The sequence below is a fragment of the Pseudoalteromonas lipolytica genome (assembly GCF_003515105.1).
Lineage (GTDB): Bacteria > Pseudomonadota > Gammaproteobacteria > Enterobacterales > Alteromonadaceae > Pseudoalteromonas > Pseudoalteromonas lipolytica.
In genome coordinates this window covers 537,529-558,196 of sequence record NZ_CP032090.1, presented here as the reverse complement: position 1 = coordinate 558,196, position 20,668 = coordinate 537,529, and the positions used below count along the sequence as shown (strand labels likewise).

Annotated in this window: 22 protein-coding genes and 1 other RNA gene; 10 read left to right on the top strand and 13 right to left on the bottom strand. The window is 43.0% G+C overall.

What is annotated here, in order from left to right; genetic code table 11:
• Positions 1–11: 11 nt before the first annotated feature.
• The gene (gene mraZ, locus D0907_RS02645; protein WP_036971213.1) at positions 12–470 is read right to left on the bottom strand and encodes a division/cell wall cluster transcriptional repressor MraZ; all 459 of its coding nucleotides are present in this window, start codon (positions 468–470) and stop codon (positions 12–14) included.
• Between the two features lie 470 nt (positions 471–940).
• Here mraZ and D0907_RS02640 point away from each other — a divergent pair, with 470 nt between their 5' ends.
• The 4 genes from D0907_RS02640 to D0907_RS02625 all read left to right on the top strand — a co-directional run bounded on the left by D0907_RS02640 (position 941) and on the right by D0907_RS02625 (position 2,656).
• Positions 941–1,279, top strand: coding sequence for a DUF883 domain-containing protein (locus tag D0907_RS02640; RefSeq protein ID WP_074988822.1), 339 nt, complete (start codon positions 941–943; stop codon positions 1,277–1,279).
• Positions 1,280–1,284: 5 nt separating this feature from the next.
• Positions 1,285–1,731: a hypothetical protein gene (locus D0907_RS02635; RefSeq protein WP_075594465.1), complete on the top strand. Its 447-nt coding sequence runs from the start codon at positions 1,285–1,287 to the stop codon at positions 1,729–1,731.
• Positions 1,728–1,988: a hypothetical protein gene (locus tag D0907_RS02630; protein ID WP_371915648.1), complete on the top strand. Its 261-nt coding sequence runs from the start codon at positions 1,728–1,730 to the stop codon at positions 1,986–1,988. The genes D0907_RS02635 and D0907_RS02630 overlap by 4 nt, the downstream gene beginning before the upstream one ends.
• Before the next feature lie 92 nt (positions 1,989–2,080).
• Positions 2,081–2,656, top strand: a complete 576-nt coding sequence (locus D0907_RS02625) for an AAA family ATPase (protein ID WP_075594466.1) — start codon at positions 2,081–2,083, stop codon at positions 2,654–2,656.
• Between the two features lie 28 nt (positions 2,657–2,684).
• On the opposite strand, the gene D0907_RS02620 is transcribed toward D0907_RS02625, so the two are convergent.
• From D0907_RS02620 to D0907_RS02610, 3 genes are all read right to left on the bottom strand, one after another.
• Entirely contained in the window at positions 2,685–3,662 is a 978-nt protein-coding gene (locus D0907_RS02620) for a glutathione S-transferase family protein (RefSeq protein WP_065978171.1), read from the bottom strand.
• A 9-nt stretch (positions 3,663–3,671) separates the two neighbouring features.
• A complete protein-coding gene (locus D0907_RS02615) occupies positions 3,672–4,514 on the bottom strand; it encodes a pirin family protein (protein ID WP_036971229.1) in 843 nt (280 codons plus the stop codon).
• A gap of 82 nt (positions 4,515–4,596) precedes the next feature.
• The gene (locus tag D0907_RS02610) at positions 4,597–5,565 is read right to left on the bottom strand and encodes a YihY/virulence factor BrkB family protein (RefSeq protein ID WP_075594467.1); all 969 of its coding nucleotides are present in this window, start codon (positions 5,563–5,565) and stop codon (positions 4,597–4,599) included.
• A 122-nt stretch (positions 5,566–5,687) separates the two neighbouring features.
• Here D0907_RS02610 and D0907_RS02605 point away from each other — a divergent pair, with 122 nt between their 5' ends.
• Complete coding sequence (locus tag D0907_RS02605; RefSeq protein ID WP_036971234.1) at positions 5,688–6,761, top strand: mechanosensitive ion channel family protein; 1,074 nt, start codon at positions 5,688–5,690, stop codon at positions 6,759–6,761.
• 182 nt (positions 6,762–6,943) lie between these two features.
• On the top strand, positions 6,944–8,404 hold the full coding sequence (locus tag D0907_RS02600) for a Gfo/Idh/MocA family protein (RefSeq protein ID WP_074988818.1): 1,461 nt from the start codon (positions 6,944–6,946) through the stop codon (positions 8,402–8,404).
• 130 nt (positions 8,405–8,534) lie between these two features.
• Here the strand turns inward: D0907_RS02600 and D0907_RS02595 are convergent, their stop codons facing one another.
• The 4 genes from D0907_RS02595 to rsmI all read right to left on the bottom strand — a co-directional run bounded on the left by D0907_RS02595 (position 8,535) and on the right by rsmI (position 13,084).
• Positions 8,535–11,219: a M14 family metallopeptidase gene (locus D0907_RS02595; protein WP_065978174.1), complete on the bottom strand. Its 2,685-nt coding sequence runs from the start codon at positions 11,217–11,219 to the stop codon at positions 8,535–8,537.
• A 171-nt stretch (positions 11,220–11,390) separates the two neighbouring features.
• On the bottom strand, positions 11,391–11,633 hold the full coding sequence (locus D0907_RS02590; protein WP_036971241.1) for an HP1242/YdcH family protein: 243 nt from the start codon (positions 11,631–11,633) through the stop codon (positions 11,391–11,393).
• 185 nt (positions 11,634–11,818) lie between these two features.
• Positions 11,819–12,184: RNase P RNA component class A (gene rnpB, locus D0907_RS02585), an RNA gene on the bottom strand.
• Positions 12,185–12,226: 42 nt separating this feature from the next.
• Positions 12,227–13,084, bottom strand: a complete 858-nt coding sequence (gene rsmI, locus D0907_RS02580; protein WP_036971244.1) for a 16S rRNA (cytidine(1402)-2'-O)-methyltransferase — start codon at positions 13,082–13,084, stop codon at positions 12,227–12,229.
• Positions 13,085–13,145: 61 nt separating this feature from the next.
• On the opposite strand from rsmI, the gene D0907_RS02575 reads away from it, so the two are divergent.
• From D0907_RS02575 to dolP, 4 genes are read left to right on the top strand one after another with little or no spacing between them, the layout of a single operon-like run.
• Positions 13,146–15,023, top strand: a complete 1,878-nt coding sequence (locus D0907_RS02575; RefSeq protein ID WP_065978175.1) for a penicillin-binding protein activator — start codon at positions 13,146–13,148, stop codon at positions 15,021–15,023.
• 25 nt (positions 15,024–15,048) lie between these two features.
• Entirely contained in the window at positions 15,049–15,420 is a 372-nt protein-coding gene (locus D0907_RS02570; protein WP_036971250.1) for a YraN family protein, read from the top strand.
• Positions 15,421–15,451: 31 nt separating this feature from the next.
• Positions 15,452–16,039 carry an SIS domain-containing protein gene (locus tag D0907_RS02565; protein WP_036971252.1) on the top strand — a complete coding sequence of 196 codons (588 nt, stop codon included), beginning with the start codon at positions 15,452–15,454 and terminating at the stop codon, positions 16,037–16,039.
• Entirely contained in the window at positions 16,039–16,605 is a 567-nt protein-coding gene (gene dolP / locus D0907_RS02560; RefSeq protein ID WP_036971254.1) for a division/outer membrane stress-associated lipid-binding lipoprotein, read from the top strand. The genes D0907_RS02565 and dolP overlap by 1 nt, the downstream gene beginning before the upstream one ends.
• Positions 16,606–16,673: 68 nt before the next feature.
• Here dolP and D0907_RS02555 read toward each other — a convergent pair whose 3' ends face one another.
• From D0907_RS02555 to petA, 5 genes are all read right to left on the bottom strand, one after another.
• Positions 16,674–17,114, bottom strand: a complete 441-nt coding sequence (locus D0907_RS02555; protein ID WP_036971255.1) for a ClpXP protease specificity-enhancing factor — start codon at positions 17,112–17,114, stop codon at positions 16,674–16,676.
• Positions 17,114–17,740, bottom strand: a complete 627-nt coding sequence (sspA, locus tag D0907_RS02550) for a stringent starvation protein SspA (RefSeq protein WP_036971257.1) — start codon at positions 17,738–17,740, stop codon at positions 17,114–17,116. Before sspA ends, D0907_RS02555 begins: the two co-directional genes overlap by 1 nt.
• Before the next feature lie 79 nt (positions 17,741–17,819).
• The gene (locus tag D0907_RS02545) at positions 17,820–18,557 is read right to left on the bottom strand and encodes a cytochrome c1 (RefSeq protein ID WP_036971260.1); all 738 of its coding nucleotides are present in this window, start codon (positions 18,555–18,557) and stop codon (positions 17,820–17,822) included.
• Complete coding sequence (locus D0907_RS02540) at positions 18,554–19,819, bottom strand: cytochrome b (RefSeq protein WP_036971263.1); 1,266 nt, start codon at positions 19,817–19,819, stop codon at positions 18,554–18,556. Before D0907_RS02540 ends, D0907_RS02545 begins: the two co-directional genes overlap by 4 nt.
• Positions 19,819–20,409: a ubiquinol-cytochrome c reductase iron-sulfur subunit gene (gene petA, locus D0907_RS02535; RefSeq protein WP_036971266.1), complete on the bottom strand. Its 591-nt coding sequence runs from the start codon at positions 20,407–20,409 to the stop codon at positions 19,819–19,821. The genes D0907_RS02540 and petA overlap by 1 nt, the downstream gene beginning before the upstream one ends.
• Between the last annotated feature and the right edge of the window lie 259 nt (positions 20,410–20,668).

Sequence of the window (20,668 nt, the reverse complement as noted above, 5' to 3'; positions counted from 1 at the left end):
TTTATTTGTGGTTAGAGTGAGAAATTATCGAATTCGGGATTCGCCTCAAAATCGCCTAGGCGTTCTATCTCAGTATCTTGGCGCATTTGTTCATGCCAACGATCTTCATCCCAAATCTCAAACTTATTCATCAAGCCAACCAACATGATTTTTTTTCCAAGTTCAGCATGTGCACGTAAAGACGGTGCAAGCAAAATTCGGCCATTTTTATCGAGTTGATACTCTGTAGCGTTACCAAGCAACATACGTTGCATTCGGCGTGCACGTGGATTCATATTAGAAATTTTTAATAACCGCGATTCAATTTCAAGCCACTCAGCCAACGGATATAACCACAAACAAGGCTCATTAAGTGCTACGGTGCAAATAACGGTGCCCTGATCTTCAGACAAGATCGCATCTCGGTACTTAGTCGGTACCGCAAAGCGTCCTTTATCATCCAAACTCAGAGAGCTCGCACCCCGAAACATAGCTTGCCTTAAAATTAGGTTGTAAATCGTTAACGATTATTACTGATCCAATTTGATCCACTAAAAACCACTTTTTACCACAGTGCTCCAGTTTAGGGCTTGACAAGCTATTTTGTCAAGTAAGCAGATCATCATAACTTGCTTGTAAAGCCAGAAAAAATAAGGCTTCAAGCAAAGCTACTGAATTACGTGGGAAAAAGTGGGAAACAAAGAAAAAAATCTTTTTTGCAGTTTTCTTGGCAAGCTATTGGGTAAAAATGGCTAATGAATGACCAATGAATAATTACAAATTAGTAGAATAAAATCGAATTCGGTAATTTTTACGCAATAACCCTGCAATAGTTACGGGTAATACCGACTTATATGAGCCATTAATTTCATAACAACCTGATATTAAATAATATTATTTGTTGGTACGAAGGTTGCGACAGTGTACTTACCAATTTAATGGCAATTTTTAAGGAATGATTATGACTACCGCAACAAACAAATCGAATTCAAGCACCACAAGCAGTGCAGATACGAAAGCGGCTCAAGTAGAGGCGCCATTTACTGAAAAAGCAACCGAAGCAGCGCATCATGCCGTTGATGCTCTATCATCACGTGCAGCAAGCGCTGAACACAGTGTTCGAGAGGGAGCTACTAATTCGGCAAAAACATTGTCTGAAAAACAAGCGGTTGCGCGTGAAAAAATAAATGAATACAGCGGCAAAACACGTCAACTAGCATCTGAAAACCCATTAGCGACAGCAGGTATTGCATTTGCAGCAGGTATGCTAGTGAGCGCACTAATCCGTCGTAATAAGTAACGATTATGTCGCACTCTCACCCTACTGATGAGAAAACGCAAGAAACCACTGATCAGCAACTCCATGCTGATCAGTGGCAAGATCATCTTGCCAAACTCACTGACTACACTAAACAGCTTTACGTTGATTACCGTCAACAAATGGGGATCTGCAAAGATTTAGCTGCTGCTGAATGGCGTTTGTCAATGCGTTCACTGGCACTCACCATAATATTGATCGTCTGTTTTGCTGGGGGATTGGTGTTACTTTGGGCTGGACTATTAGCATCCATCGGTCTTGCTATATTTAGTCTAAGTGAATCAATTTGGCTGTCAGCGGTGTCGCTGTTTACCATGCAAATACTTTGCTTAATTTGGCTGTGGAAAAATATTGGTTATATCAGCAGCAAAATTGGCTTTGATAAAACCATAACAAGTATTCGACAGTTACTAAACCTCAATAAGGAAAAATGATGTTTATTGATTACTTCATAAAAAAACCGCAGAAAAAGGTTAATAACTTAAGCCAGCAAATGGATTTACTCGATGAATTGAAACGCCAACATCACCAAGCATTTAATTATCGCTTAAAGCGATTCGCCGTTACTAAAGTCGGGCTTGCGAGTGCCTTTTCGGCGGGTGTAGGTTATGGGGCTTTAAAAAATGATGATCATCAGCATGGAAAGCTTAAACAACTCAGTCAATTTAGCTGGCTGTTACGACTGTTGTGATCTTTATCACAAAAAATACGCTTTTTACTTCTCATTTGTTAGTCTTTTCTTTACCGTGTAAATAAGTTTTGCGTGTTAACAGGATAACCTAATTGAAAAAACGGATTGTATTAACCGGTGGCCCCGGTGGCGGTAAAACAACAGCAATCGACTTATTACGACGCGAGTTCTCGAAACAAATTGTGGTAGTGCCTGAATCGGCAACCATGTTATTTGGCGGCGGAATAGAACGGGGTAATGCCCCTCACCTTGTAAAAGCTCACCAGCAAGCTATCTTCAGCTTACAGAAACACCTTGAACATATTCAACGTACTATACACCCTGATCGTTTAATGCTGTGCGATCGTGGTAGCTTAGATGGTCTCGCATATTGGCCAGGTGATCAGGCGGAGTTTTTTCAATGCTTAGGGACCGATCTTCACACTGAACTTAATCAATATGATGCTGTGATTTTTTTTGAAACCGCGGCCAAGTCAGGGCAAAGTATCCACAGTAACAACCCTGTTCGTAACGAGTCTGACCAGCAAGCAATTTTGCTAGATGATAAATTACAAGCAGTATGGTCACAGCACCCGCATTTTAATCTCGTAAAAAGCGCTGAGTCGTTTATTCAAAAAGTCATGTTTGGTATCGACACTATTCGCGACGTAATGAAAGGGTATCAGTAGCAGCTCACATGAGCTGCTACTCTGAGTACTATAATTGGTCACGATTGTGCGCTCGGCCATAGTCTATATCGGGTCCTTTTGGCACCACTTGCGTCGGATTTATCATCGTATGGCTGAAGTAATAGTGACGTTTTATGTGGTAAAAATCGACCGTCTCACTCACCTTTTCAATTTGGTATAACTCGCGTAAATAATGACTAATTGCAGGGTAACTTTCGATGGTGCGTAAATTACATTTAAAATGACCCACATAAACACTGTCAAAGCGAATTAAGGTCGTGAATAAACGCCAATCAGCCTCTGTGAGTGTGTCGCCCACTAAGTAGCGATTATGAGTCAAACGCTGTTCTATTTTATCAAGAGCGGCAAACAAATCATCAAACGCTTCGGTGTACGCTTCTTGCGTTGTTGCAAAGCCTGCACGGTACACACCGTTATTGATATTGTGATAAACAAACTCGTTTATTTCATCAATTTCAGTACGTAGCGCTGCAGGGTAAAAATCGCGTTCATTGTTAGTAAGTTCATTGAATGCACTATTAAACATCCGAATAATCTCTGCAGACTCATTACTGACAATGCGCTGGGTCTGTTTATCCCAAAGTACAGGTACCGTCACTCTGCCAGAATAATCAGCTTTGTTACGTGTATAAATTTGATGCATATAGTCGCTATCAAATAAAGCATCACCTGTGCTGTGATTATCTTTATCGAATGTCCACCCATGCTCTAGCATGTCAGGACTCACAACCGAGACACTAATGTAGTCTTCAAGGCCTTTTAAATGGCGAAAAATCAGCGTGCGATGAGCCCATGGGCACGCTAATGAAACATACAAGTGATACCGACCTTTCTCAGCCTTGAATCCCCCATCGCCACTTGCCCCTTTGCTACCATCAGCCGTTACCCAGTTACGCAACTGCGCTGATTCACGCTTAAATTCACCTTGGTTGTTGTCTGTGTCGTACCATTTATCTTGCCATTGGCCGTTTACAAGTAATCCCACGATAACCTCCTAGAGTGTGCCAAATTTACCTTGTTGATAATCTCGTACAGCCTGATGTAACTCTGCTTGCGTCGTCATAACAAAAGGTCCCATATGAGCAATCGGCTGCTTTAGTGGTTCGCCCGCAAGCACCAAGACACCCGCCCCCGTTTGCGAATTAAATTCAATGTCACTGCCAGGCTCTAAAATTAACAAGCTCCCCGCTTTAACAGGCCCTCCCTGTTCAGTATTAATTTCTCCCGTGTGTATATACAACATCACTTTAGTTTGCTTAAGAGGCGCGTGTTTAAATTCAGTGCCGGCAGGCAAAGTCACATCAGCTAACATGCCATTAGCGGCTAAATCTTGTAAGCTTGAAACCTGCTCTTCACTGGCAAACTGCCAACTACCTGCAAGCGCTTTTAACTCAACCCCTTGATCATTACGAGTCACCGGTGCGGGGGCTTCTGTTGTATCTTGGTAACGCGGTGCTCTGAGCTTTTCTGCACTTGGCATATTTAACCAGATTTGGAATCCATGCATGCCTTCTTTTGCATCTGCTAACGGCATTTCACTGTGGATCACACCAAAGCCAGTACTCATCCATTGCACATCACCTGCACGAATCGCTTTTTTGTTACCCATTTGATCTTGGTGCTCAAACCCTCCTTTAATAATATAAGTGAAGGTTTCAATGCCACGATGAGGGTGTGCAGGAAAGCCCCCCATAAAATCACTGTGATCGTCAGACTTAAGCTCATCGATCATTAAAAATGGATCTAAGTATTTTCCATCAAAGCCTGGGATACGGCTAATATTGACACCATCACCATCTTGAGTGGCATGGCTATTTAATTGTTGAATCACTTTCATAACGTTACTCCCGTAAATTATATGAAATGATTGTAGACGCCAATTTAACTAACAACCATGCGTAAAATTAGCGCCAATCGTTCTATTCAGAAGAATGTTTAGTCTGCTGTGTCATCAATGTATCTGCTACGGTTGCTCCGCGCTCTCCGACTTCTTTTTCGGGGCCGACAGTACTATCAATGACCGTTTGCTGTTCAGCACTGGCATTAATTGCCGCCCCAAAAATAATGATATAAGCACTGATATAAAGCCACATCAGCATAATAACCACGCCCCCTAAAGAGCCATAGGTTTCGTTATAACGTGCAAATTGCGAGACATAAAATGAAAAACCAACCGATGCCCCGATCCATAATACAGTCGCGAGCATTGAACCCGGTGTGATCCAACGCCACTTAGCGGGGTTTCGATGAGGTGCGTAGCGGTATAAAAATGCCAATGCACCGTTAAAAATGATTGCCAGCAGCGGCCAAGTTATCAGCGTGATCATTAAATCTATTAGCTCTGTTAGGCCAACCAGGTTAAGCACAATAGGTAAAATACCAATAATTAATAACGCCACGAGAGCGACGATTATAGCACCCAACGAAAATAAAAAACGGACCAGTAACGCCACAAAAAATTGCCGTTTGTTATGCTGATGGTATGTAATATTACAGGCCGTGATCAGCGCTTGGCAGCCCTTACTGCTACTCCAGACTGTTAACAATAAAGTGCCTATAGCACTCATACTCAAGACTTTTTGCGATTGCTGCGTCACTTCACTCACTTGCAGTAAAATAATATCGCGACTACTGGCAGGTAAAATTGCAATCACTTTAGATAACTGCTCATGAATGTCCGTTGGTGAAGCAAAATAGGCATAAATAGACACAATGGCAGCCAGTGCAGGAAAGATTGCTAGCAGTGCATAAAATGCGACACCTGCCGCAACAAACGATAAATTATCTTGTGATAAATTATGATATACCCGTTTGCTTATATCCCACCAACCCCGTAATGGAATTTCCAGCGGCGAGCGAGCCTGAAAACCGCGATTGCCATGAGACATATTCTTCCTCACTTTCTACTTAGCTTAAGGTGTCGTTGCAAACTACTTGCCACTAATAATGGCGTCTAACTTGCATTGAGCTACGCTTATAACTGCCCGGCTATAATCCATGGAGTGGTGCAATGAATTTTTATTTATATCTTACTAATCAAGTAACTAATTTAATCACACCCATACTATCAACCACGACGTCGACGCCAATTGAAAGCCTTACGTGGTACGATTTAAACTCACAAGTTACGCAGTTTTTACACACTGCTTGGCAAATGTTACCGGCTCTCACACTCGGTATTGTCGCCATTATTATTTGCTACTTACTGGCTCGCCCTTTGTCATATGTACTGATTAAACCACTGGGTTTTGTGAGTGAAAGTAAGCTTTTACATGTCGTTACACGGCGCTTTTTTAGCATCGTTATTATTTTGTTTGGGGTGTACTTATTTTTACGTCTTGCAGGGCTAACCAGTTTTGCCGTCGCTATCATGAGTGGTACAGGATTGGTGGGCTTGATCCTTGGCTTCGCATTTCGTGATATCGCCGAAAATTTTATCTCGAGTATGCTACTCAGCGTACAGCGACCGTTTCGGATTGACGATGTAATAGAAGTAGATGGCCGCTTAGGGGTAGTAAAAAAAGTCACAGCTCGCGCCACTACTTTGGTGGATTTTGATGGTAATCATATTCAAATACCGAATGCTACCGTCTATAAAAATGTCATTAAAAACCTTACTGCGAACCCCAAAATGCGCGGCCATTTTACAGTAGGCATTGGCTACGATAATGACATTCGCTATGCTCAGCAATTAGCCATGCAAGTCGTAAGTCAAAACCCTGCCGTTATTAATGATCCCCCCAGTCAGGTTCTCATTGAATCGCTTGGATCTGCCACGCTTAATTTAACCATTTATTTTTGGGTAAACAGCAGTGAACATAGCACGGTTAAAGTAGCATCTCAGCTAATGCGAATGTTAGTAAACACCTATTTAGCAGAAAAAATTAGTATGCCAGATGATGCTCGCGAACGAATTATTTTAAATACCGATGCCGAGCACACCAGTCATCACACCACTTCGCCCCCACAAACATCAAACACTCTCGACGACCATAGCTTGGATGATATAAGTAGTGATGCAGATGATATTCGTGAACAAGCCGATCAGTCTCGCGATCCTGAGCAAGGCAGTAATATTATTTAATACTTATCCTGTAAATTAAATACATCTATTACACCAAGATTGAACTGTGTTAGTTGTATATATTATTGCGGACATGCTGCAATTTTGATTACCTGTTAACTTTTGTAATTGTCTTTCAATTAAGATAAAAAGAAACAACTGAAACCCACTATTAAAATAATCTCAGTGATTTAGGTATCGTTATGACAATAGATAGACGACGTTTTTTAAAATCTGCCGCAGCTATTACCGCCGCGACAGTCGTGACTGGCTGTGCGAAAAGCCAACAAGGTGATAATCAAAGCACACCACTTGCGTCACAAGGTAAAAGCGTAATGGGCTTAGCTGTGCCTGCGATGGATGTGGTACGTGTTGGTTTTATTGGCGTTGGTCAACGTGGTAGCGGCCATGTAAAACACCTTTGCCACATTGAAGGTGTTGAAATTAAAGCTATCTGTGACACAGATCAGCTAATGCTCGAGAAATCAATTAACTATGTTGTTGAAAAAGGCTTACCTAAACCAACTGCTTACACGGGGTCTGATAAAGCCTATTTAGACATGCTGGCTCGCAATGACATCGACATCGTGATCATTTCAACACCTTGGCGTTGGCACACACCAATGAGTGTTGAAACCATGGAAAGTGGTAAACATGCCTTTGTTGAAGTACCCGCAGCAACCACTATGGAAGAGTGCTGGCAACTAGTAAACACTGCTGAGCGCACTCAAAAGAACTGCATGATGATGGAAAACGTTAACTACGGCCGTGACGAGTTAATGGTTCTAAACATGGTTCGTAAAGGCGTATTTGGCGAGTTACTGCATGGTGAAGCCGCTTATATTCATGACCTGCGTTGGCAAATGAAAGAAATTGACCGCAGTACCGGCTCGTGGCGTACTTACTGGCATACAAAAGTAAACGGTAACTTATACCCCACTCATGGCTTAGGCCCCGTTTCTCAATATATGAACATCAACCGGGGTGATCGCTTTGATTTCGTAACATCAGTCAGCTCACCTGCACTTGGCCGTGCAGCCTACGCAGAACGTGAATTTCCTGCAGGCCACGAACGTCGTTCACTGAAATTTACTGCTGGCGACATGAACACCAGCATTATTAAAACAGTGAAAGGCCGAAGCATTATGGTTCAGCACGACACCACAAGCCCACGCCCGTACAGCCGCCATAACCTAATTCAAGGTACTAATGGGACATTTGCAGGTTTTCCTAACCGCATTGCCCTAGAAGATGTACCACCAGCCATTGCAAAAATCTACCAGCAGCAATATGAAGCTGAAGTAGCAGCATGGGAAAGTGCGGGCTCACAAGGCCGTAAACCACATATGCAAAATTTCCATCGCTGGGATCACGATATGGAAAAATGGCGTGCAGAGTTTGATCATCCATTATGGCAACGTATGGGTGAAGAAGCCGTTCGCAACGGTGGTCACGGCGGCATGGATTTCATAATGTTATGGCGCATGATTTACTGCTTGCGTAACAATGAACCACTGGATCAAGATGTTTACGATGCTGCAGCCTGGTCATCTATCTTTCCACAAAGTATGGCATCGGTTGCAGACAGAAGTAACAGCAAAACGATACCAGACTTTACCCGTGGCGCTTGGCAAACAGGTAAGCCACTCGGGATTGTGTCTTAACACTTCCTCTCCATGGAACACTAAAAAGCCCGCCCTTTGCCCTGCGGGCTTTTTTATTTTAGATGTTGAGAGAAGCTTTAAACACGAAAAAGCCCGCAACTTGGCCGGGCATTTCGATTTGTTCTAAACCTTACTGAGCATGAGCTGCAGCACGGAAAATCGTGTTAGTGAGCAATACATTCATGCCTTCAAGGTAGGCGCGATACGTCGGTGATTGTGTAAAGCCTATCACCATGCCTTTACCTAGTGGTTGATGAACAAGGAGCGGCTTGTAAGCTAGCTGAGCTTTGTTTTGCTGCCACAAATAACCACTCGCCAGTACATCGTCTTTACCTGTGAACCACGCTAAGTTTTTGCCTGAGTTAAGTTTAATTGGCGTGTAAATATCATTACCGTAAGCCACCGCCACTAAATTTTTATCGACGCCTGCGGTTAACCAATGCTCTTGGTCTACTTCAACATTAGCAAGTACACCGGCTACATAGTCTGGCGAGGTGTGTGGTTCGATGCTCGCTGCTTTTAAATCATCACGAGAAGCGAATAACTGCCCTGCCACTTTACTGCTTTTATCATCGCTGCTGTCGGCTTTTTCTTCTCGGTAGGCTTGCTCGCGCTTAACATCTAATAAGCCGTAATCAGCATGGGTGGTAAAGCGGTTTGCATTACCGAGTGCAATCAACACGCCACCAGCTTCAACCCAGCTTTTTAAATTAGCCGCGCCCGATTTACCTAATGCTTGCTCGTAATTACCTTCCGGTAAAATCAACACTTGGTAATCACTTAAATCAGCCCATGCAAGCATTGGTGTACGAATAGCCGTTACCGGATAGCCGAGCTGTCTTTCTATAACAAAACGGGTGTTACCAGCGCTTAGCTCACTAGTAGGTACATCCCATGCAATCGCCACTTTTGGCGCCACCATTGGCACTGTTTTATTACTACCAAAACTGGGGCCATCAATCACCCAGCTTGAATCAACACCATCGACTATGGCACCTGTTTGCTCTGCAATTTGACTAATTTTAGTCAGTAAGTCTTTATCGTTTAAGCGCTTTTCAATCACTAAACTGCCCGCTGGGTAGTTAGTTTTATCACCTAATACAAATGCTTGGTCAGCACTTTTAAGCTTAACGCCTGCTTGCAGCGCTGCGGTTAAAAAGCGTGCAGCGGCCGTGTCGCCCCAAGCAACTATATAAGCCACTGAGGCTTCTGGGTTATTCACTTTACCAATCAGTGTGTCGTTAGCCTGAACCGCTTTACTGTCAGCGCTCACAGCCTTACTACAGCTATCGCTATCAACATTAAACATCATTGGCAGCGACCAGCCTGTGACATCATAAATTTCGTCGCCTAGGTTACGAGCACGGCGTCTTTCTTGTTCTTTCACAAAGGCTTCAGCCATATCAACTTGGTCTGTAAATGTAGTACGAACAAATACACCACGCGGCTGCGCTGTATCAATAAAGTAGCTACCCGCTTTGTATTTAACACCGCATGCTTTGAAATCTTCATTTGCTTGTTGAACTTCTACGCCGTGTTCAGCCATTAACGTCGCAAGTTTATGCGTTCCTTCACGGTTACTTTGGTTCGGTAAAATATACACACGTTCTTTACTCTTCTTACCTGAATCAATTGCATCAACTTGATATTGGTAAAAGTCATTAAGTAGCTTCTCACGTTGATTAGCTGCACCTTCGGCGGTAGAAATTGATGCCACAAACTGACGCTTCACTGTATTAAAATAAGTGAGAAGTTCACCGGTGTTTTTTTCAAAAACATGGCCGCGAGCAGAGCCTACTTCGTAGGTTGATGCTGACGCACCATAAAATACAGGCCAACTATCACCGTACCCAGGATAAAAAGCATCAAAAATTTCGCGGGTAAAATAATCAAAGCCAAACTCATCAAAATATTTAGCATGATTTTGGCCAATAGCATCCATATTGGCTATTTGCGTTTTTGTCATATGGGGATTGAATGGCTGAGCAGCCGGCGCAAAATAATATGATTGATCGCCGCCCATTTCATGAATATCAACCACCACTTGAGGTTTATATTTATTAATTGCAGCTACTCTCCCCTTTGTTTCAGGCTGAGTAAGTGCTAACCAATCACGATTCATATCGAACAGATAATGATTAACTCGACCTCGAGGCCAAGGCTCATTATGCTCTGCACTTAAACGGTCTGCGCTGTGCTCTAATCCGACAGTGGCATAATAGCGAGAAACAAAGCGCTCACGGCCATCAGGGTTTTGTAGGGGATCAATAAATACAACGGTATTCTCTAATATTTTACTGTTAATGGTATCGTTCGGTGCCGCTAATAAATGGTAAGCGGTGAACAGTGCCGCATCGGTCGAGCTAATTTCATTACCGTGTACTGCATACTGCAGCCACACTGAAGTGGGTAAGTTTTTGATGAGTGACTTTGCATCTTTCGCAGATGTACTTCGTGGGTCTGCCAGCGATTGCGTGTTTTTTGCAAGGGTTTCTAATGAGCGAATATGCTCAGCGGTGCCAACAACCGCATAAACAAGCTCACGACCTTCCCAGCTGTTTGCATACTTAAAAACTTTAATACGCTCAGGAGCGGCTTGCTCAAGGGCTGTTAAATAACGACGCATATCGTTGTAATTAGTAATGCGCTCACCTACATCATAACCAAGAACCTGCTTAAATGTAGGTATATCCGTGTTGTAAACCGTGCCTGGCCACATAGTCTCTGTATTGTTGATACTTGCTGCGGCACTCAGGCTGACAGACATAGCCATAATACACAGTGAGACGGCTTTGATTGCTCCCTTCGCAAACATATAAATTCCACCCATTTAAAAAATCTGAATAAACAGTTACTAACATATAAAACTATTGAAAATAAGGGAATTAAAAGCGTTAGAAAGGTATAAATTAGGGTTAACTGGGAAATAACACCCCTTGTCAGCGAGAGTCATAAGAGCAAGGGGCATTAGGTGTCATTTTCTGTTTTATGCTTTCGCTTTTAAGAAATCATAAAGTTCGTCTTTCAGCGCAGCTCTTTGGTGTTTCTTTTCATGCATTTCACTGTCATCAATCGGAGAACTATTAAGCTCAAGCTCTCTAATTTCTTTATCCATGTCATCGTATCGTTGCATGGTATTTTTAAAATGGGCATCGCTTTTGGCAAGGTTGTGGATTAATTCATTAAACTCTGGGAATTCATTCAATAACGAGTGTTTTTCGCCTAGCATGGGCAGCTCCTTTGGCTAGAATTAAAGTTCAAATTCACTGTATCATTCTGTGAAACAGAGTCAACGTAGCAACCTTGTTCAAGATCAATAATGATGGCGATTAGGGAATGATTATACTTGGTTAAAAATTGCTTGTGATTTAGAAAGCAAAAAGCCCACAGTTTTCACTGTGGGCTTTCATTAATTTGGTGAGTCAGCCAGTAAGCCGGGTTCTGTCGTGGATAATCATTCGTCTAGGCCATAAATCGCTCTATGGCTCAAGCAACCTACCCGGTTCTCACGTGGGCCACGCGTTCATTATTTAAAATGATAGAACCCTATTTGGTCTTGCTCCGGGTGGAGTTTACCTTGCAACCAACTGTTACCAGTGGCCCGGTGCGCTCTTACCGCACCCTTTCACCCTTACCAACCGAAGTTGGCGGTCTCCTCTCTGCTGCACTTGTCGTAGGCTCGCGCCCCCCAGCCGTTAGCTGGCACCCTGCCCTGTGGAGCCCGGACTTTCCTCCCCCTGCGCATTTTCGTTGCAGGCAGCGATTATCTCGGCTGACTCGGCGCGCAGTATACCTGAGCATGCAGCCGAGTGCAGTAAAGAATTAGTCTTTTTCGTCAATAATTGCTTTATAAAGCGCGTTTTTCTTTAAACCGAAATACTCTGCAACCACGCCACAGGCTTTTTTAAGTGGCATTTCGGCTTCGAGTAAGCCAAGCATACGGCGGGCATCTTCTGGGATATCATCGCTTTGCTTCGCTTTACCCGGCAGCATTAATACTATTTCGCCGCGCTGCTTTGTTGGATCATTCGTTAAAAACTGCTTTAGCTCAGCAACGCTGCCATTGAAAAAAGTTTCGAATGTTTTGGTCAATTCTTTGGCAAATACCACCGGTTGGTCTGAGCCTAATGCGGCTTCTAAATCATCAAGGCTTGCCATGATGCGGTGGGTACTTTCGTACATAATGCTCGTGATACCTGAATTAACAGCCTCAATAAAAAAAGTTTGTCTGGCTTTACTTTTCGCAGGTGTAAAACCGATAAACTGAAAGCGGTCGGTCGGCAAACCAGAACAACACACTGCCGTAATGGCTGCACATGCACCAGGTACTGGTGTAACATGTGCACCTTGCTCACGACACAAGTTTACCACGGCATAACCCGGGTCACTGATCAGTGGCGTGCCCGCATCTGAAACCAACGCGATATTCATTCCTTGCTCTAGCCAATCGACGATTTGCTGGGCTTTTTGTTTTTCATTGTGATCATGCAAAGCAAAGGTTTTTGCTTTGATATTAAAGTGGCTTAGCAACTTTCCTGTGTGACGAGTATCTTCAGCGGCTATTAAGTCAACCTCAGATAGGGTTTGTATGGCACGCTGGCTGATGTCATCAAAGTTGCCAATTGGTGTGGCTACAATGTAAAGAGTGCCGATTTTATCTGAATTCTCCTCATTTAACATTGAGGTCTCCTGCGTCAGTCAGTAATATAAGCAAATCGCGTTAACGTATTGGGAAATCATTGTGCGACTTAAACTTGTTAGTCTATTAATTGTATTGTCGGGGTTATCGGCTTGTAGCACAACCGAAAAACCATCAAATACGGCAGAAAATCAGTCGGGGCAAGCAAACACAGCCCTATCACAACTAACCGATGCGCAATCAATGTACCAAGCAGCGTTAAATCGCCAAGGTGCCGATAAAATTCAATTACTTTATACCGCTCGCGATGCAGCAATTACTGAGCAGCGCTGGTCATTGCTTGAAACAATCTGTTTTGAGCTCGAGAGCACACCAAGCGTAGATCAAATTCAAAACAAGCTTTACATTGCTTTAGCACAAGAGAAACAAGGTAAAAGTGATCGCGCATTAGAGCAACTACAGTTGCTCGAATCACAACTCACCTTGCCAGAGCATAAAGCATGGCATCAATATTTAACGGCTCGCGTTTATGCATCACAAGGCATGCCTAAACAAGCAATGCCTTATTACTTTGCAGCATCAACCATTAGCAACGAAAATAATTTCACGGTTGCTGATTTAAATAAAGACTTATGGGCAAGCCTTACTCAACTATCTTCTTATGCGCTTGAGCGCTTTAATCGCGGCTCGGTGGTACAACAAGGTTGGGTTAATCTGGCGCTTTATCACCAAGTGTATTTAGGGGCGCCGGTTGAATTGCATCAAGCGATGAATAACTGGATGCGACGCTATCCAGGTCACCCTGCAGCAGAGATTTTACCTAAGAAAGTCACTGAGCTTGTGCAAGTTGAGCCTCTTAATGTCAATCGTTTAGCGGTGCTTATTCCACTATCAGGCGCTAACGAACGCTTAGGCGACGCATTAAAAGCGGGTGTACTTGCCGCACTTGATACTCATCCACTTGAACAAACACTGTTTATTGATGAATCACTTTCTGCCGCTGAAATCAGCTTAAAACTCAGTGAATTTAAAGCTGACTTTGTGATTGGCCCATTGCTTAAAAGTAATATTGAAAAGCTAAGCACAGCACAAACGCTGATTGATTACCCTGTTATGCATCTTAATAGTTTTGAGGGTGAGCGTATCTCACAGCAGCATTTTTTCTTTGCATTAAGCCCTGAACACGAAATACAACAAGCATTAGAGCGCTTTTTAACCGCTGGTTACCAAAAGCCAATGCTACTTGCTCCAAACAACAGTAACGGCCAGCGCCTCGTTGAGTACTTTAACCAACAATGGCAACGTTACAGTGAAGTGAAACCACAAGTTGGTTTTTACGCAGGTAAAGATGACATGCCAAAAACTATCACGGGCTTGTTAGAAGTGGACCAAAGTAAAGAGCGGATCCAAGTGGTTAAGTCGCTCTTTAAGCAAGAAGTCGAAAGTGAAACTCGCTCGCGTAGCGATATTGATGTTATTTATATTTTAGGTGATGCAACTGAAACTCGCCTCATCAAACCGTACTTAGATGTTAATGTAAGTACTTTCGCAGATCGTATTCCGCTATACGCAAGCTCTAAAAGCCATAGCAAACAAATAGACAGTACCGATAAAGGTGATCTAGAAGGGCTGTATTTTACTGAACTACCTTGGATGCTTGACGGTCAGATAAAGCAGCATAACTTGCGTCAGCAATACGAACGCTTATGGCCTGAAAATACAGATATAAGTCAGCGCTTATTTGCCATGGCATATGATGCAACCAGCCTATTAGGTGATGTTAAGCAACTAAGTATGATTCAAGGAAAACGTTTTGCTGGCATCAGTGGCGAATTAAGTATTGAAACGAATGGGTATGTTACCCGTACGTTAGATTGGGCGCAGTACAAAAACAAACAAATCATTGCCGTTGAATTAGCAACAGAGCAACCGATTCCGTTATTTATGCAATCGGCAACAGGGATTAATTCGGCTGATTAAGTAACGACAGCACAAGGATGAAAGCATGTCGTGGTTTAAACAATTGTGGCACAATAGCCGCGAAAAAGGCCTGTACTATGAACAACAGGCTGAGCAGTATTTAAAGCAATATGGCCTAACAGCCATTGGGCGTAATTATTTATGCCAATATGGTGAGCTTGATCTCATTATGCGCGAAGGGCAAACCTTGGTGTTTGTTGAAGTGAAATTTAGAAAAAACAAACTTCGCGGTGGTGCAAATTACGCGCTCAGTAAGCAAAAACAGCAACGGCTTAGACGAACGATCGCCCATTACCTTGCTGAAAAAAAATTATCAAATCAGGCTATGCGAATTGATTATGTTGCCATAACAGGTGAACTAAATAGCGAAATAAACTGGTTTAAAAATGTGTACTAACGCCGCTTGGCGTCGGCTTAATTGGTAGGTTATGCAAGATACAATAAAAAAGATTTTCACCGAGAATATTCAAGTTCAAATTGCGGCTGGCGAGGTGCTCCCAAGCGCCCTTGAATCAGCGGCATTTACCATTGCACAAAGCCTTATCAATGGTAATAAATTGTTATGCTGTGGTACCGCGAGTTGCCATATGCTTGCACAACATATGGCTGGTTTATTAATTAACTTTTACGAAACTGAGCGTCCGTGTCTACCTGCAGTAGCCTTGGCACAGGAGCAAGTTAACTTAGGTCCCAACAACAATATTGATGATCACGAAACCTTTGCAAGGCAAATCCGTGCTTTCGCACAACAAGGTGACTTACTGCTAGCTATCGCCGTCAATGGTAATGAAAAGCAAATAATTTCTGCCGTAGAAGCGGCCTTAACTCGCGATATGAAAGTGATTGTGTTAGTAGGTGACGATGGGGGTGAATTAGTTGGCTTGCTTGGCCCTAACGATGTTGAAATCCGCGTGCCATCAAAACGCCCTAGCCGCATTGTTGAATCTCATTTAGTGAACTTGCACTGCCTGAGCGAGCTTATCGATTTAACCTTATTCCCACAGGAAGAAAATTAATGTTTAAACAGTCTCTTATTGTACTTGGTACCATTTTATTGCTGCAAGGCTGTGCAGCTGCAGTTGTTGCTGGTACCGCAGGTGCTGTCACTGCGGCCAATGACCGTCGTACTATTGGCTCGCAAATTGACGATAATAATATCGAAATAAAAAGCTCTATCGCACTGAGTGAAAACGAGCGCATACATAAATACGCGAATGTAAATGTTGTTAGCGTTAATGGCATTGTGCTGATGATAGGCCAAGTCGCCAACCAAGAAATGAAAGACGAAGCGCAACGAGCAATCGAAGGTGTTGACGGTATTCGTAAAATTCATAATCAAATTCGCATCAGCTCAAATATAGGCATGAGTACGCAAACTCACGATTCGTGGTTAACCTCAAAAGTTAAAACGCAGCTTATTACCGCAGAGAACATCAGTGCCAATAACATTAAAGTTGTCACAGAGAATGGCGAGGTATTTTTAATGGGCTTAGTGAGCGATACGGAGGCTAATTTAGCGGTTGATGTTGCCCGTAACATCTCAGGTGTAGAGCGTGTCATTAAGGTGTTTGAGTATTTATAGTTAATCACTCAATATTCATTAATAAAAAACCCGCATTTAAGCGGGTTTTTTTTGAGCATTTGAAAAGGCTACTTGATCACTCGTAAGTGAGCACCCTTCTTTTTCTCAGGCTTAGCAGGTGGCTCATCATCTGGCGAAATATCGTCAGGCGTTTCAACACTTTCTAATACCGGAGCAAACTCTTCTTCGTCCTCGATGAATTCTTCTGCAGTAAATACAGTCCCTTCACCATTCTCACGTGCATAAATTGCGAGCACAGCCCCCATAGGCACATACACTTGCATCGGTTGACCACCAAAGCGGGCATTAAAGCTTAGCTGTTGGTTATCCATAGCAAAGTTTGTAACTGCCGATGGGCTAATGTTTAAGACAATTTGACCGTCTTGAACAAATTGCGTTGGTACTTGTACAGCAGGAAAATCAGCGTTCACAACAAGGTGCGGTGTACACTGATTATCAACAATCCAATCAAAGAAAGCGCGTAGTAAATAAGGACGATTTGGCGTCATTATAAACGGATCTCACGCTCTGCTTCAGTCAATGAAGCTTGGAAAGATTCACGCTCAAATAAACGCAGCATGTATTCTTTAAGTTCTTTAGCTCCCGAACCTGAAAGCTCAATGCCCAGTTCAGGTAAACGCCATAATAGCGGTGCTAAATAACAATCAACTAAGCTGAATTCTTCGCTCATGAAATAAGGCGCTTCAGAGAAGATTGGTGCAATTGCAAGTAATGCTTCAGTTAGCTCTTTACGTGCTTGTGCTGCTTCACTGCTACCGCTTGTGATTTTATTCGCTAAGCTGTACCAATCAGTATCAATACGGTGCATCATTAAGCGACTACGGCCACGCATAACCGGATAAACAGGCATTAGTGGAGGATGAGGAAAACGTTCATCAAGGTATTCCATGATGATGTTTGCCTGATATAAACCAAGCTCACGATCGATCAGTGTGGGTACTGTACCGTAAGGGTTAATTTCATGAAGTGCTTCTGGCAGGTTATCCTTTTCAGCCAGGTGAATGTCAACACTTACACCTTTTTCAGCAAGTACAATGCGTACTTGATGGCTATACATACAGTTAGCACCAGAAAACAGGGTCATTACAGGGCGCTTATTGGCAGCTACGGCCATGCCTACCTCCATTATATTACAAAAACAGCAATAGGGGCTTAAGCCCCTATCACAAAATTACCTTTCAAAACGTCCAGAATTAGTGAACATCTCTCCAGTATTCTTTCTTCAGCATGAATGCCAAGATAAATAGAATCACTAAGAAACCAATTACCTTAAGACCTAACGCTTCTGACTCTAAACGTGACGGTTCGCCTACGTAAGCTAAGAAGTTAGTTAAGTCACGAGCAGCACGATCGTACTCGTCGTCACTCATTTCACCTGTACCATCTGTTTCAGTGCCAACAACCTTAGTCACTGTGTGACCATGTTCCTCGACTTCTTCAGTGATAGGTGTCGGTAAACCTTGTAGTTCTTGAAGAACGTGCGGCATACCTACCGATGGGAAAACAATGTTGTTTACACCAAACGGGCGAGATTCATCTTTATAAAATGACTTCAGATACGTATAGATCCAGTCAGTACCACGAACTCGCGCTACAAGCGTTAAGTCCGGTGGCGCTGCGCCAAACCATTTAGCTGCGTCATCTTTCGCAATTGCATTCTTGATGTGGCTACCTACTTTTGAACCGTCAAAAATAAGTTGCTCTTGACCAATTTCAGTAGGAATACCGATATCGCGGAACGTACGCTCATAACGTTGATACTGCATTTGGTGACAACCAAGACAGTAGTTCATGAACAATTTAGCACCACGTTGCAAAGACGCATTGTCTTTTAGGTCAATGTTCGCGTCCATTAAAGGAACCGAAGGACCTGCTGCCATCGTCAACGTTGGCAACAATGCGAATAAACCGATAATTAGCTTTTTCATCATTTCGTCAACCTCGTTGGTAATGGCTTAGTTTTCTCGTTCTTGCTGTAAACAAATAACAATACGAAGAACATAAAGTATGTCACAGTCGTGATTTGCGATAACAGCGTTTTGAAATCAGTTTGTGGTGTTGCACCAACCCAACCTAAGATAACAAACGTTACCACGAATTGAGCAATGTTTAACTTGTGTAAGCCACAACGATAACGAATAGAACGAACCGAACCACGGTCAATCCAAGGTAGTAACGCAAGCACTACGATAGATGCACCCATCGCGATAACACCAATTAGTTTATCTGGGATAGCGCGCAGAATCGCATAGAATGGCGTAAAGTACCAAACAGGGAAAATGTGCTCAGGTGTTTTCAGTGGGTTCGCTGCTTCGAAGTTTGGCGCTTCTAAGAAGAAACCATTCATCGCAGGCATAAAGAATACAACCCAACAGAATAAGATTAAGAAACCAACCACACCCACAATATCTTTAACTGTGTAGTAAGGGTGGAACGGAATTGCATCAACAATGTCTTTCTTGTTGGTGTAATACTCGTGGAATTTAAATTTAGGCTTATCTTCTTCAGCCACAGAGCCTTTCTTACGCTTAATTTCAACACCGTCTGGGTTGTTTGAACCCACTTCGTGTAACGCAACAATGTGTAAGAACACTAAGATAACGATAACTAAAGGAAGCGCGATTACGTGTAGTGCAAAGAAGCGGTTAAGCGTCGCACCCGAAATTACGTAGTCACCACGGATCCAAAGCGTTAAATCATCACCAATAACCGGAATCGCACCGAACAGTGAAATGATTACCTGCGCACCCCAGAACGACATTTGTCCCCAAGGTAGTAAGTAACCCATGAAAGCTTCAGCCATTAGCGCTAAGAAGATGAACATACCGAACAACCACAGTAACTCACGTGGTTTTTGGTAAGAACCGTAGATCATGCCACGGAACATGTGCAGATAAACAACGATAAAGAACGCTGATGCACCTGTCGAGTGTAGGTAACGAAGTAACCAACCGTATTCAACATCACGCATGATGTATTCTACTGATGCGAATGCACCTTCAGCTGATGGTACAAAGTTCATTGTTAACCAAATGCCTGTTACGATCTGGTTAACAAGCACTAACATAGCTAATGAGCCAAAGAAGTACCAGAAGTTAAAGTTTTTAGGTGCTGGATACTGTGCAATGTGCATGTTCCAAACACGAGTCATTGGAATACGATCGTCGATCCAACCAATAATTTTACCAAACATTACGCCGCTCCTTTTTCTTCACCGACTAAAATAGTCGTGTCATCAAGGAAGGTATACGGAGGAATCTCTAGATTCAATGGTGCAGGTACAGATTGGAATACACGACCCGCCATATCAAATTTAGAACCGTGACACGGACAGAAGAAACCATCATCTGTGCCTTCAACTTTCTCACCAAAGCCACCTTGTAAGAAGCTTGGTGAACAACCTAAGTGCGTACAAATACCAACAGCAACGAAAATTTCTGGACGTTGCGAACGGTATTCGTTCGTTGATGATTCAGGTTGTTGAGGCTCTTCAGACGCTGGATCACGAAGTTGCCCCTCGTGAGCTTTCATCTGCTCAAGCATTTTTGGTGTACGATTGATAACCCAAACAGGTTTTCCTCGCCACTCAACACGAATTAATTGTCCTGGCTCAAGCTTGCTGATATCTACTTCTACAGGCGCACCCGCAGATTTAGCTCGCTCACTTGGATTCCAAGACGCAATAAAAGGAACAGCAGCCCCAGCCGCACCAACACCACCAACAACAGAGGTAGCTATGGTTAAAAAGCGACGTCGGCCATTGTCTACAGGCGCATTGCTCATCCACTTATCTCCACTATGATTCCCAACACTTGCCATATTGAGAACATCAGTTACAGCAGGTTAATTTTTAGAAATTTTAAAATAGACGCGATCATAATTAAAACCCTTGATTAAAACAAGGTTATTCACAGTCCCATGCTCGAATAAACCCCATTTAATGAATTATTAATTTGGGTAAGCTCGAGTATGAAGCCGTTGGTTATGATAACGCATATAAAAAACAATATACTGACCAAGATCAACCTCACTAAGAGGAAAC